The 13,087-nt window shown below is 39.2% G+C and carries 10 protein-coding genes; 6 read left to right on the top strand and 4 right to left on the bottom strand.

Features of this window, described 5'->3' with window-relative positions:
* Nucleotides 1–97: 97 nt before the first annotated feature.
* Nucleotides 98–1,540: a serine hydrolase gene (locus tag REI64_RS13925; protein ID WP_308850747.1), complete on the bottom strand. Its 1,443-nt coding sequence runs from the start codon at nt 1,538–1,540 to the stop codon at nt 98–100.
* A 173-nt stretch (nt 1,541–1,713) separates the two neighbouring features.
* Here REI64_RS13925 and REI64_RS13930 point away from each other — a divergent pair, with 173 nt between their 5' ends.
* The 4 genes from REI64_RS13930 to REI64_RS13945 all read left to right on the top strand — a co-directional run bounded on the left by REI64_RS13930 (nt 1,714) and on the right by REI64_RS13945 (nt 6,876).
* The gene (locus tag REI64_RS13930; protein ID WP_308850748.1) at nt 1,714–2,322 is read left to right on the top strand and encodes an RNA polymerase sigma-70 factor; all 609 of its coding nucleotides are present in this window, start codon (nt 1,714–1,716) and stop codon (nt 2,320–2,322) included.
* A 56-nt stretch (nt 2,323–2,378) separates the two neighbouring features.
* The gene (locus REI64_RS13935) at nt 2,379–3,386 is read left to right on the top strand and encodes a FecR domain-containing protein (RefSeq protein WP_308850749.1); all 1,008 of its coding nucleotides are present in this window, start codon (nt 2,379–2,381) and stop codon (nt 3,384–3,386) included.
* Complete coding sequence (locus tag REI64_RS13940; protein ID WP_308850750.1) at nt 3,383–6,073, top strand: outer membrane beta-barrel family protein; 2,691 nt, start codon at nt 3,383–3,385, stop codon at nt 6,071–6,073. Before REI64_RS13935 ends, REI64_RS13940 begins: the two co-directional genes overlap by 4 nt.
* Nucleotides 6,074–6,513: 440 nt before the next feature.
* Nucleotides 6,514–6,876, top strand: coding sequence for a hypothetical protein (locus tag REI64_RS13945; RefSeq protein WP_308850751.1), 363 nt, complete (start codon nt 6,514–6,516; stop codon nt 6,874–6,876).
* A 238-nt stretch (nt 6,877–7,114) separates the two neighbouring features.
* Here the strand turns inward: REI64_RS13945 and REI64_RS13950 are convergent, their stop codons facing one another.
* Genes REI64_RS13950 through REI64_RS13960 form a run of 3 tightly spaced genes read right to left on the bottom strand, consistent with a single transcriptional unit; the run spans nt 7,115 to nt 10,909 of the window.
* A complete protein-coding gene (locus REI64_RS13950) occupies nt 7,115–9,331 on the bottom strand; it encodes a xanthine dehydrogenase family protein molybdopterin-binding subunit (RefSeq protein WP_308850752.1) in 2,217 nt (738 codons plus the stop codon).
* 10 nt (nt 9,332–9,341) lie between these two features.
* Nucleotides 9,342–10,319 carry a xanthine dehydrogenase family protein subunit M gene (locus tag REI64_RS13955; protein ID WP_308850753.1) on the bottom strand — a complete coding sequence of 326 codons (978 nt, stop codon included), beginning with the start codon at nt 10,317–10,319 and terminating at the stop codon, nt 9,342–9,344.
* On the bottom strand, nt 10,316–10,909 hold the full coding sequence (locus REI64_RS13960) for a 2Fe-2S iron-sulfur cluster-binding protein (protein ID WP_308850754.1): 594 nt from the start codon (nt 10,907–10,909) through the stop codon (nt 10,316–10,318). Before REI64_RS13960 ends, REI64_RS13955 begins: the two co-directional genes overlap by 4 nt.
* Nucleotides 10,910–11,130: 221 nt before the next feature.
* Between REI64_RS13960 and REI64_RS13965 the strand changes: the two genes are divergently transcribed.
* Nucleotides 11,131–12,444, top strand: a complete 1,314-nt coding sequence (locus tag REI64_RS13965) for an MFS transporter (RefSeq protein ID WP_308850755.1) — start codon at nt 11,131–11,133, stop codon at nt 12,442–12,444.
* A gap of 75 nt (nt 12,445–12,519) precedes the next feature.
* A complete protein-coding gene (locus REI64_RS13970; protein WP_308850756.1) occupies nt 12,520–13,077 on the top strand; it encodes a hypothetical protein in 558 nt (185 codons plus the stop codon).
* Nucleotides 13,078–13,087 lie beyond the last annotated feature (10 nt).

The following is a 13,087-nucleotide window of genomic DNA, read 5'->3' on the forward strand; positions in this document are numbered from 1 at the left end:
GCTTCATTCAGTTTATGGTATTATATGGCGCAGAAAAAACAACACTTTTGCTATTTGCGAAAGAGAAACTATCTGCTCAGGGTTATGGGCTAAAATATTAAGGTTTCAATAACGTTTCTAAAACCTTTTTTCCATGTTCGTTATCGGGGCTTAACGCAATAGATTTTTGATAAGCCTTTATCGCTTCTTCCTTTTTACCATCTTTCAATAAAGCCTCTCCATAACTATCGAAAGCATTGCCGCTCGTAGGAAAAAGGTGTGTATTTAGTTTGAAGATTTCTACAGCATTTTTTAAAATGCCGTTTGCCATTATTCTGTAGCCCCATTCGTTTATTTCAAATTCATTAGGCATAAACAATGGATTGTTCTTTTTCTGCGCTTCAGCAAAAGGAATTGCTTTATCAAAGCCAATCTTTCTAAGCGAAACCTTCATTAAAGTAATTGGGTCTGCCTTTGGGATATCTGGGTTGTAGCATCCAGCTAGTTCCTCTAAAAAATCTTCGGGGTAACTGCCGCCTAAATTGGTCAACACAATCACTGACAAGTCATCATCAGGATAGATTAGAAATGCAGACCTGCCACCACCAGACATGCCCACTGCTTTGTGTTTAGTTCTAAACTTGTTCATTCCCCAACCCATTGCCCAAGGTGTATTTTTGCCATTATTAAATTTTCCAGGAGACCACATCGTATCCAAGCTAGATTTAGATGTAAGTAATTTCCCACTTTGCAAGGCGATAACCCAATTTGCTAAATCAGTTGCTGTACTATTTAATCCCGCAGCTGTTTGTCTGAAATAAGGAAACTCATAATAGTTGTTAACTAGTTTAGGCGAACTAAGTTGTTGACCATCAATATTTTTTCGGTAGAAGTAAGTTGGTGCAAAATGAGAGATAACATCACGTGAGTCGCCAAAAAGTGTGTGTTTTAAGTTAGCTGGTTCAAACTGCAGTTTTTTAAAAGTTTCTTGAAATGTCTGTCCGGAGAGTTTATTAATGATTTTACCTAAAAGATAGGCATTGGTTTGGTTGTAACTGAACTTTTCGCCAGCAGCAAAATCTAGCGGAACAATTTTAATTTTTTCCCAAAGGGATGCTTCTGTGTTGTTGCCCAATCCGCCGGTTTTAGCGTCAAGCAACTTAAGTTCATCGGGTAAGCCTGATGTATGCGTAAGTAATTGTTTAATAGTTACACCAGACCAAGATGCTGGTAAATCATTAAGGTAGGCAGAAACTGGGGTAGAAAGATTTAATTTACCTTGTTCTACCAACTGCATTATTGCTACTGCGGTAAAAACCTTTGTGCAAGAATTGATAGCAAAAATAGATTTTTCGGTCACGGGAACGCTGTCTTGCACATTTGCAATGCCGTAAGATTTGCTCAGCACAATCTTCCCTTTGCTTACAATGGCAACCTGTAGTCCGGGAATTTTTCTTTCCGTCATTTCTCTTCTGATAATGTTGTCAACCTGTGAGCTAGACTGACCAAAAACGTATTGTAAAGAAATTAATGTGGTTAAGAATAGAAGTGTCGTTTTCATTATTGCTCTTTAATGGAATGACAAAGAAAAAGCGCTAACGTTGCACAATGCCAGAAATAATTGAACACAAGTTAAAAGGTCTAGCTAGATTACATTAATTTTATCATTGGATAAGTATATCTTCATATTTTGGTGTCATTGATAAAGAACCAAACATTTGCAAGCCTCATTTAATGTCAGAAAAAGAAAAGATTAAGCTATTGTTTCAAGAAATCCAACAGGGAAATAAGGAGGCGTTTAATCATTTTTTTACTATTTATTATTGGAGATTGGTTGCCTTCGCCAAGCAATACACTAAACATTTGGAAAGTGCCGAAGAAATCAGCTCTGAGCTTTTTGTGAAGCTTTGGCTAAAGCGGAGCGAATTTTCAAGCATCCTAAATCCAGAAGTTTACCTGTATGTTTCCGTTAAAAATGCTTGCTTAAATTTAATTAGAAGTGGGAAAAGACAGCTTGCAGTTATTGAAGATGAAAACAATTTGGAAGTTAGTTCAGCAAACTATTCCCATCTGGAAGATAAGGAATTGGTTAAGCTATTGGATGCTGCGGTATCATCGCTTCCTGAGCAAAGAAAAATCATATTCAAATTAATTAAGGAAGATGGATTGAAAACCTCAACAGTTGCACAAATATTAGGGCTATCTAGAAGAACAGTCGAAAATCAGTTGTACAAAGCGGTAAAAACATTGGCAGACGAGATTAGTGGCTATTTAGGTTATCATCCGCAAGCTAAAGCAGCTAAGAAAAGCTTACCGCCTGCTTTATCCATGTTATTTTTTTAGGGATGAGTGAGTATTCATTTAAAATGAAGTGTCTTTAAGCTATAAGCATTGAACAAATGGAAAAAGATAAGTTCATCAAGTTGTTATCTAAAAAGCTTTCGGGAGAAACTTTGGAGAGCGAACAAGTGCAACTGAACCACGCCCTAGAGAATGAGGTCTATCAAAATTTGGCTGCCCAAATGGAAAGTTATTTAAGTGAAAAGACGGATGGAAAAGCTGCGCCACTAGCCCTAATTTGGGAAAAAATAGACACAGCTGAAACTCATACAGCTGTGAATAAATTCGATTTTACAGCACCGAAGCAAAGCGTGTTTTCAAGTACGTTATTTAAAGCTGCTGCGATTTTATTAGCTGTTTTTGGAGTTGGTTTGGTTGGTTATTATCTTTTCAATCACAACCAAACGGCTACACTTGCGGCTACAAACGAAAAGGTTTTTAAAGTTTTAGATGATGGCACCCGTATTTGGCTCAATAAAAAATCAACCCTTAGCTATAACAAAGATTTTGGTAAGGAAAGACGAGAAATCACCCTTGATGGGGAAGCTTATTTTGATGTGGTAAAAAATACTGCCGTTCCTTTAATTATTCACGCCGGCGGTGTTGATATTGAAGTAAAAGGAACTGCCTTTAACGTTAATGCTTATCTGGAAAATAGTAGTGTTGCGGTGGCATTAGTACGTGGTGCAATAGCAGTAACCGATAGAAAAAACACAAAAAATAGTGTGTTGCTTAAACCTAACGATAAGCTGTTTTTTTTCAATCAATCTGCCATTAAAGGAAGCTTTAACATTACTGCTTTAAAGCCAGAATTAATTTTAAATGAAGCGAGTTGGACTGCAGATACCTTAGTTTTTAATAAAGAGAAGTTAGTTGATTTAGTGCTGAGGTTAGAAAAGAAGTACGATTTGAAGATTGAAATCCGCAGCGAGAAATTAAAAGAAAGGCGTTTTAGTGGTACTTTCACAACAGAAACCATTCACCAAGCTCTGGAAGCATTGAAACTATCCTATCCTTTAACCTACACCATTACTAACCGTTTGGTAATTATCAAGGATCAAGGATGAAGAAAATATTACTCTTTACTTTCGTGTTTTTGGGTTGTTTTACGGTGTTAGCACAAGATCGAAAGTTCACTTTACAAAAGGAAAATATTCCTATACAATCGTTATTTAAGGAAATTCAAAAGCAGTGCGGTTACACCTTTGTTTACAGCGATGACGTTGTTTCTGATACGATGAACGTTGCGGTAAATGCCAATCGTTTACCAGTTTCTGAGGTGCTGAAAATGATACTTCCAAGCAAAAAACTCTTCTATCAGTTACTCTCTGAACGTATGATTGTAATTGGCGGTGAACGTGTTTTGGTTAAAGAAGACGGAGTTTCGAAAAGCTATTTAACAGGAGAAATTATAGGTGCCGATGGAGAAATTGTGCCATTTGCAACTGTTACACTTTTAGAAAATGAAGTGCAGGTAAATGGTGCAATCGCTAACGAAAAAGGGGTGTTCCAATTTTATCATCCGCTTCAGCTCAATGCTACCTATGTGTTAAAAATATCATCTATGGGTTACGAAAATGCTCAGGTTAACTTTGTCCAAACAGCAAATCAGCCGCTGCAAAAATCATTTGGGAAGTTAAAATTAAAGCATAAGGCAAGAACTTTAAAAGAAGTAAATGTAAGCGGGGCACAAAAGGTAATTGAGATGGATGGCAGCAATATTATCTTTAACGTAGCCAGAAGTTTAACGGCACAGGGTACCAACGCTTTGGATTTATTGGGCCGAGCACCTGGTGTAACCGTAGGAACCGACAATAATATTTCTCTGAACGGAAAAGGTGGAGCGGCAATTTTAATAGATGGCAAACAAACCTATCTTTCCAATCGGGAGGTTGCAGAATTGTTGAAATCTATGTCGGCTTCCGAGATAAAAGCCATAGAAATTATCAGCAGTCCAAGTGCCAAATATGACGCTGCGGGTACGGCTGGCGTAATTAACGTAAAAACGTTAAAGTCTAATGTTCAAGGCTTTTCGGCAGCGTTAACCAGTGGTTTAAGCTATGGCGTTTATCTCAGAAACAATCAGGATGTGGCATTAAACTACAGAAAAAATAGGCTCAACGTTTTCGGCAATTACAGCCATTTTATTGGTTACTACTCGTATTTATATGGTGGCGATAGAATTCAGGCTGGCAAGTTCTACAACAGTTTTACCGATGATGTAGATAAAAGGAACAAGATGGGTTCTCGCTTAGGTGCTGATTTTGCCATCGACAAGAAAAACACCATCGGTATTTTGCTGAACGGAAACTTTATTTTTGGAGGCGGAATTACTGATACCCAAACCGACATCGGCATTGCCCAAACCAACCAGATAGACCAAACACTAACCGCCATTAACGATTATTATCAGCAAAAAACACAGCGATACAATGTTAATTTAAACTATAAATACGAAGATACTTTAGGAAGGATTATCAATTTTGATGCAGATTACGGTGACTTTACCAAACGTGCTGGCAACTTGCAGACCAATAAATACACAGCAAGTGATGGAATGGTTTTAAGCGATAATTTGTATCGGTCGTTAAACGCCATTGATATTGGTTTGCGAGCCATCAAGGCTGATTATACCACCAAACTTTGGAAAGGAAAATTGGAAACTGGACTTAAGTTTTCTTCTATATCTGCAGATAACGACTCTAGATTTTTGGAGGTTTTGCCAACTGGCGAATTTCGAGATCCAGACCGTTCTAATAGGTTTGTTTACCAGGAGGAGATTGCAAATGCTTATGTGAACTATCAGAAAGCTGTAGGCAAATGGCAATTACAAGGTGGCTTAAGGGTAGAAAATACGGCTTCGAAAGGTGAATTGGATGAAATTTCTATTGTAGCAGGAAACATGAAAATGACCGAAAGAAATTACACCAATTGGTTTCCATTTTTTTCTGCAACCGTAAAACCATCAGCAAATCATAACTATTCGTTAAGTTATTCTAGAAGGATTGACCGACCAGCGTATCAAAACCTCAATCCGTTTATTTATTTGTTAGATGAGCTTTCGTTTTGGCAGGGAAATCCGTTTTTGGCACCACAGCTAAGCCATCGTTTGCTACTACAATACGTTTATAAAAGCTCGACAATTATTGGCTTAAGCTACACCCATACCGATAAGTTTAGTGTGGAAGTAACAGACAAGGTTGATGATAGCAAAATTGTGATGACACCCCGAAATTTGGGCGTGCAACAGCATTTGGCTTTAACGCTAACCCAAACATTAAGTCCTGCAAAGTGGTGGAATATCACTTTTAATGGCGTTTTATTTGGGCTTAATAATGACATTGATTTTGGAGGAGGAAGAAAGTTGGATTTGCAACAATTTGCAGGTCGACTAAATTTACAGCAAAGCTTTAAACTGCCTTACCGATTTAATGCCGAATTGGTTGGTATATACAATTCGAGGAAATTAGCTGGGGCAAACCAATTCCATAGAGCTACGGGGCAAATAGATTTGGGCTTGCAGCGTAATTTGATGAACGATAAGGCCACGATTAGATTGATATTTGCAGATATCTATAAAGGTATCCAAGGTAATTCAGTACAATCTGTTGGCGATTTGTACATTCGTAACTTTAGCTATTTCGAAACTCGACAGGTAAGGCTTAATTTTAGTTACAGGTTTAGCAGCGGCAATTCTAAAGGGCCGAGAACCCGAAGTTCGGCATTGGAGAATGAGCAGGGTAGGATTAAGTAATACTCTTTATAATTCTTGGGTTTTAAACCAAGGGGATAACTAATAGAATAAATTTAGACACGGAAAGACCTCGTGGAGGTTAAATGTTTATAGTGCAAGTTTTTAGTCGTGTTCGACCTCGACGGGGTCGTATTATGTCAAGGTTTCATGCTTTTTTTCTGTTTTTATTTTAAAGCGTATCGTCATTGCGAGGTACGAAGCACCTGCGAAGCAAGCTTGAATACCTCTGAAAACAATATATTGAGAAATGAAAAATCTTAAAGCGTAAGTTTTGTTGCCATGCCATAGTTGTAGGATTGCCTCGTTCCTGTAATGACGTATTAACGTCCATAACTTAATTTGGTTAACATACTTGGTATAGATTTTAGATGTATTTCATATAAATTAAAACTTTTTGTGGCTTTAGATGATTAGGTAATTGATAACTAATCATCATAAAAATGGAAAATCAAGATCAATATAATTCAGAACAACAAGGGGATCACGTAGATAAGCAAATCGAAAATGCGAAAGCTGAGATGGACCAAACGAAGGAAGCAACACCGAGAGTTGAAATCAGATCTCAAGAAAATGTGCTTTCGGGTTTAAGTGATAAGGAACGTGAACAAGCGGCAGAATTAGATCTCCAAGCTTTAGATCATTCAGGGAATGACATGGACACCTCGGCAAGTGGTACGGTGAGCGGTGGTTTGTCTGAAAAAGAAAGAGCAGACGCCGCAGAAGCAGATGGCAAGATAGGCGACGAAAACAAGGGCGGTTTAAGCGAAAGAGAACGTAGAGATGCTGCCGATGAAAGTTGGTAGTTTAGCCTAACTATGCTAATTGTCAGTCTGAGCTTCTCGAAGACTCTTTGAATGATGTTTCGACAAGCTCAACATGACAAGGCGCATAAGACTTACGAAGTTTTCAAAACTTCGTAAGTCTAAATCTTATAAAAACCTCTCTGCCTTTCAGGCATCTATTAATAGTTGTTTATTGATTTTTGTATTAATGAACTCGCTGTGCTTCGGTTCTCCTTAAAAAGGAGAGAGTAGCGAAACGCTAAGCTAATAGTACCTTATCTGGTGTAATTGGTAAATCTCTTAACCTTTTACCAGTAGCATTGTAAATGGCATTAGCAATTGCCGCTGCAGTGCCAATAATTCCAACTTCGCCTAAACCCTTAGAACCTTGCGGATTGATATTTGGGTCTGGTTTGTTAATGAATGCTACTTCAATAATTGGTGCATCTGCGTTAACTGGGAAGTGGTAACCTGCAAAATCATTGCCTACTAAAGTGCCCAAACGTTCATCCGTAAGTTGTTCTTCCATTAAAGCCATACCAATACCGCCAACTGCTGCGCCCGACATTTGGTTAGCGGCAGCTTTTTCGCTAATAATTTTACCGCCATCAGAAACCGTTACCAACCTTTCAATCTTCACTTTTCCAGTTTTTCGGTTAACCCTCACTTTGCAGAAATGTGCTGCCGAAGAACAGAAAGCAAATTTTTGTCGCTCTGCACCTGGGCCAGAACTGGCTTCTACTTCTAAAATATTCAGGTTGTTTTTCTCCCAAAGGGAAGTGTAACTGATGAAATGATTATTTGTCGTTTTAAATGAAACTCCGGTATCAGATAACAAAATATCAGCTGCTGCTGCATTTTTAAAAGCTTCGTTTTGCATAGTGGCGTATTCGGCTATTTTTAATTTTAATGCACTAACGGCTGCCACTACAGCACCACCAATAGAAGATAAACCATTACTTCCACCCTGACTAGGAGCTGGAGGAAGGTTCGAATTACCCAACTCAATTTTGATTTTACTTTTAGAAATACCTGTACTTTCGTGGGCTATATTCTGCATCGAGATACCAGTTCCAGTTCCAATGTCCGTCATCGCCGTTTGTACGGTAATGGTGCCATCTTTCTGCATTTGAATGCCTGCACTTGCCGTTCCTCTACCTGCGTTCCAGGCACCAACCGCCATACCGTAGCCAATGCTCCAATCGCCTTCAATAGTTTGCGAATGTGTTGCCTTTCTATCTTTCCAATTAATCATCTGCGCACCTTTCTCAATGCACTCGTTAATGTAGTTGGTAGACCAAGGCAAACCATTGTCAGGATGTTTTTCTAGTGCCAAGTTCTTCATCCTTAAAGCCACAGGGTCCATTTTAAGTTTGTAGCTTAACTCGTCGATGGCACTTTCTATGGCAAAATCACCCGTACAGTCACCCGGCCCACGCATCCATGTTGGTGTAGATAAGTTTAATGGAACTGTTGCTGCTTCTGCCTTTAGATTATTGAAATGATAAATCAGTCGGGTTACGCGGGTAATGCCTTCGTTGAAGTTTTCGTAAACAGAAGTACCGTTTTTAGCTTGATGATGGATGCCTACAAACTTGCCATCGGCATTGGCGCCTAATTTTATTTTTTGCCAAGCCGCAGGGCGATAACCCACCGAATGAAACATCTGCGGTCTGGTCAACATCAGTTTTACTGGACGTTTAACCAATTTTGCAGCCATGATACAGGCCAACGCATGAGGCCAAACTCGTAAACCAGAGCCAAAACCACCACCTACAAACTCGCTAATTACCTCGATGTTATCTACAGGAATATTAAAAAGTTTGGCAAAAGTGCGCTGTACGTTGTTTACGCCTTGGTTTTTATCGAAGAGTTTAAGTTTGTCATCAGCTTTCCATTCGGCAATGGTAGCGTGCATTTCCATAGGGTTGTGCACCTCTGCTTTAATGTTGTATTCTGCTTCTACCGAATGAGGAGCACTGTTTAACGCCTCAATATTTCCTCTGTCTTTTCCGGCCGGAGTAAGTTGGATATTTTTAAGCGCAAGTTCGAAATCTAGCTTTGCAGGTTCTTTTTCATATTCGGCAGTCACTAACGATGCCGCATAAGTGGCGTCTTCCAAAGTATCGGCAATCACCAAAGCAATGGGTTGTCCTTTAAAAAAGATTTTATCCGTATGGAAAACGGCTAAACCCAAGCGAGCTTCCTTAATTTTGGCTTCATCGGCAAGCCCGGGAACGAGCGGCTTCTCTAGATGAGTAATGATGCCCAACACGCCTGCTACTTGCTTTGCGTTATCTAAATTAAAACTTTTGATCTTGCCAGCGGCGATGGTGCTGCCCACTAAAACAGCATGGCAAAGTCCGTCAACTTTATATTCTGCTGCGTATTTGCCGCCACCAGTTACTTTGGCAACACCTTCTACACGGCCATCAGCGGCGGTCGGTAAATCATACGGTTCGTCAAAAAATCCCATATCTTTTTAATTATGGATTTAAACATTGTTGTAATGCGGTTTCAATGGCACCTTTTAGCATCAGTACTTTAAAACCATTGTGCGATAGGGGTTTTAATCCTTTAATGGCGATGTTGGCCGCAGCTTCAAAATTTGCTGCATTGGCGGTTTTGCCTTTCAAGAATTGTTCTGCTTCAAACCAACGCCAAGGCTTGTGCGCTACACCACCTGATGCCAATCTGGCTTCTACAATCTGATTTCCTTTTAGGTTAAGCGCTGCTGCTACAGAAACCAATGCAAAAGCATAACTATCTCTGTCGCGAACTTTCACATAAGCACAGTTCTTTGCAAAAGAATTTTCGGTTAACTCTATGGAATGGATGAGCGCATTTGCTGGAAGGTTATTGTCTTTTTCGGGCGTAGTTCCTGGTAGGCGATGAAAACCTTTAAATGCAATGGATTGAGTTTTGCCGCTTTTATCTTGGGTTTTTACCGTAGCATCTAGCGCAGCCAAAGCCACACATAAATCTGAAGGATGTACCGCCACGCATTGTTCGCTGTAACCTACAATGGCATTCATCCTGTTTTCACCATGAATAGCACTACATCCCGAGTCGGGTTTGCGCTTGTTGCAAGGAGTGGTTACATCGTAAAAGTACGGACAACGAGTGCGCTGCAATAAATTACCGCCAGTAGAGGCCATGTTGCGTATCTGAGGAGATGCTCCCGCTAAAATGGCTTTGGACACCAAGGGAAATTTTGCCATTACTGTTGCATCATTTGCTAATGCCGTGTTGCGCACCATTGCCCCAATTTGCAAGCCTTTGGCTGTAGGTTCAATCTTAGCAGACAAAGTCGATGTAATATCTACCAAGCTTTCTGGTTCGGCGATATTTTTCTTCATCAAATCTACCAAGTTGGTGCCGCCTGCAATGTATTGCGTAGTATTGTTTTTCTTCGCTAATGCCTGATTAATGGCCGATGATTTTGAAAATAGAAATGGTCTCATTGTGCAGCAACTTTTTGAATAGATTCTACAATTCCGTTATAAGCACCACAACGACAGAGGTTGCCACTCATAAACTCCTTTATTTCTGCTACCGATTTGGTATGACCTTCTTTTACGCAAGCCACTGCCGACATGATTTGCCCCGGCGTACAGTAACCGCACTGAAAACCATCACATTCTATAAAAGCCTGTTGCATGGGGTGAAGTTGATCGCCATTGGCCAAACCTTCTATAGTAGTTACTTCTTTCCCCGGAACGGTTGCAGCTAAAGTTAAGCAACTCAATACACGTTCGCCATCTATGTGCACGGTGCAAGCGCCACATTGCCCATGATCGCAACCTTTTTTAGCTCCCGTGAGGTTCAAATCTTCTCTAAGCAAATCCAATAGGGTTGTACGGGTATCCGCCTTGATGGCGTAACTTTTTTTATTGATGGAAATGGTTAAGGGCAATTGCTCCTTTTTAGGAACAATAAAGTTTTTGACCTCTTCATAAAATGCTTTTACACCTTTCGGGATGAAAGCCAAGGCACCAAGTGCCGACGAGGTTTTAAGGAAAAACCGTCGAGAAAAATTGTATTCCTGCTTCATAAATGATGGCTATCGTTTAAGGCAACGGATTTATTAATGAAATTGTTTTGTTTATAAAAGATGATGTTCAGGTCATCTTCTAAATAAAAGTAGTAAAAATAGTGGATTGGTTAAGATGGTTTCTTTTTGAAGGCAGAAATGTTACACTTAGCACGTCAGCTGAAAGCTGTTTTTGCTTCTTATGCTTCAAGGTTGTATCTTTCCAATGAAGGAAATCCAAAATGACAACCAAAGCTCTAGAAAAGGAAATATCAACAAAAGATAGGATCAAAGCCATAGTAGGAGGTTCTATCGGTAATTTGGTAGAATGGTACGACTGGTATGCCTACGCAGCTTTTGCTATTTATTTCTCGGGCTCATTTTTTCCAAATGATAATCAAACGGCTCAGTTACTTAATACAGCAGGCATTTTTGCAGTTGGTTTTTTAATGCGCCCCATTGGCGGCTGGCTTTTCGGTACAGTTGCAGATCGTATTGGTAGAAAAAAAGCAATGACAGTTTCCGTTTTGTTAATGTCTTTCGGTTCGTTACTTATTGCTTTAACCCCAACTTATGAAACTGTAGGTATTTTTGCTCCCGCGATGTTGCTTTTAGCCCGCTTGTTGCAAGGCTTAAGTGTAGGTGGCGAATACGGTGTTTCTGCAACCTATTTAAGTGAAATGGCCACCAAAGATAAAAGAGGTTTCTACTCTAGTTTTCAATATGTAACGTTAATTGGCGGGCAGCTTACAGCACTTGGTATACAACTCATTTTACAGAAACTTTTTTTAACCGAAGCCCAGCTACACGAGTGGGGATGGCGCATTCCTTTTGTTATTGGCGCTGCCTTATCTGTTATTGCACTCTATTTAAGGTCTAGCTTGCATGAAACAGAATCTTTCGAAAAAACTACAGCAAAAACAAGTACAGAGCAACGTAAAAAAGGTTCTATTAAAGAGCTGTTGAAACATCCGAAAGCCTTAATTACGGTTATAGGTTTAACATTGGGAGGTACTTTGGCATTTTATACCTACACCACTTACATGCAGAAGTTTTTGGTAAACACTGTGAATTTAACGAAGCAAGAAGCTACTTTAATTTCCTTTTTATCGCTATTAATCTTCGCAATTATACAGCCACTTTTTGGACTGTTGTCTGATAAAATTGGTCGCCGACCACTGTTGCTAGGCTTCGGTATTACTGGTACATTATTTACCGTTCCTTTATTGAATGGTCTTAGCGGGGCATCTAGCATGTGGGAGGCATTTGTTTACTTGATAATTGCCTTGCTTATTGTTTCGGGCTACACATCCATCAACGCTGTTGTAAAAGCCGAACTATTTCCAACGCATATTAGGGCTTTGGGCGTGGGTTTGCCTTATGCTATAACCGTAGCTGTTTTTGGTGGCTCGGCAGAGTATGTTGCGCTGCTATTTAAAAAGCAAGATGTAGAGCACTATTATTATTGGTACATCACCGCTTGTATTGCTTTTTCGCTTGTAGTTTACATCTTTATGAAGGATACAAAAAAGACTTCGATGTTAAACAAAGATTGATGTTTATTGGCAAAATAAGGCTGAAATTTAAGGTTGAGATAATATTAATTGTAAATTAGTGCAAGCTAAATTAACATGGAAGATCAATCACTAATTGCCGAAGATATAAATATTGAAAAAGACGAGCAGGTCGAAGTACAATATATTATCAGTGAAAACAAATTTATATTCTTATCCATAATCTCTGTAGGTCTATATCCGGTATGGTGGTCATTTAAAGCCTGGCGATTTTACCAACAGAAACAACGGCTAGATATTTTTCCTGCATTGAGGGCAATATTTGGCATCTTATTTTTGATTTCTCTCTTTGAAAGAATACTAAAGTTTGCAAAAACTAAAGGCTACAAATCTAGTTATTCTCCTATACTATTATTTTTAGGGATTATTGCTTTTAGCTTGTTATCATATCTTCCTGATCCGATGTGGTTAGTCTCGGTTTTAATCGTGGCTTTTTTTATACCACCGTTTAATGCGTTTAATTTTGCCAGACGTAACTCGACAGACTTAGTGGTAGTTGAACAAAAAGCATTTAATGCAAAGCAATATATCCTCATTGTAGTTGGGACAATAATATGGGGTTTGTTTCTGGTAGGAATATATCTAGAAAGATCGGGGTATTATTTAACATATTAAACTAACCATA

The organism is Pedobacter sp. (genome assembly GCF_031119335.1).
Lineage (GTDB): Bacteria > Bacteroidota > Bacteroidia > Sphingobacteriales > Sphingobacteriaceae > Pedobacter.

What these genes read in the sequence shown, in the direction of transcription:
- REI64_RS13960 (WP_308850754.1), bottom strand. Translation starts at nt 10,909, where the DNA reads ATGAAGCAGGAATACAATTTTTCTCGACGGTTTTTCCTTAAAACCTCG.
- REI64_RS13950 (WP_308850752.1), bottom strand. Translation starts at nt 9,331, where the DNA reads ATGGGATTTTTTGACGAACCGTATGATTTACCGACCGCCGCTGATGGC.
- REI64_RS13945 (WP_308850751.1), top strand. Translation starts at nt 6,514, where the DNA reads ATGGAAAATCAAGATCAATATAATTCAGAACAACAAGGGGATCACGTA.
- REI64_RS13940 (WP_308850750.1), top strand. Translation starts at nt 3,383, where the DNA reads ATGAAGAAAATATTACTCTTTACTTTCGTGTTTTTGGGTTGTTTTACG.
- REI64_RS13965 (WP_308850755.1), top strand. Translation starts at nt 11,131, where the DNA reads ATGACAACCAAAGCTCTAGAAAAGGAAATATCAACAAAAGATAGGATC.
- REI64_RS13925 (WP_308850747.1), bottom strand. Translation starts at nt 1,540, where the DNA reads ATGAAAACGACACTTCTATTCTTAACCACATTAATTTCTTTACAATAC.
- REI64_RS13955 (WP_308850753.1), bottom strand. Translation starts at nt 10,319, where the DNA reads ATGAGACCATTTCTATTTTCAAAATCATCGGCCATTAATCAGGCATTA.
- REI64_RS13970 (WP_308850756.1), top strand. Translation starts at nt 12,520, where the DNA reads ATGGAAGATCAATCACTAATTGCCGAAGATATAAATATTGAAAAAGAC.
- REI64_RS13930 (WP_308850748.1), top strand. Translation starts at nt 1,714, where the DNA reads ATGTCAGAAAAAGAAAAGATTAAGCTATTGTTTCAAGAAATCCAACAG.
- REI64_RS13935 (WP_308850749.1), top strand. Translation starts at nt 2,379, where the DNA reads ATGGAAAAAGATAAGTTCATCAAGTTGTTATCTAAAAAGCTTTCGGGA.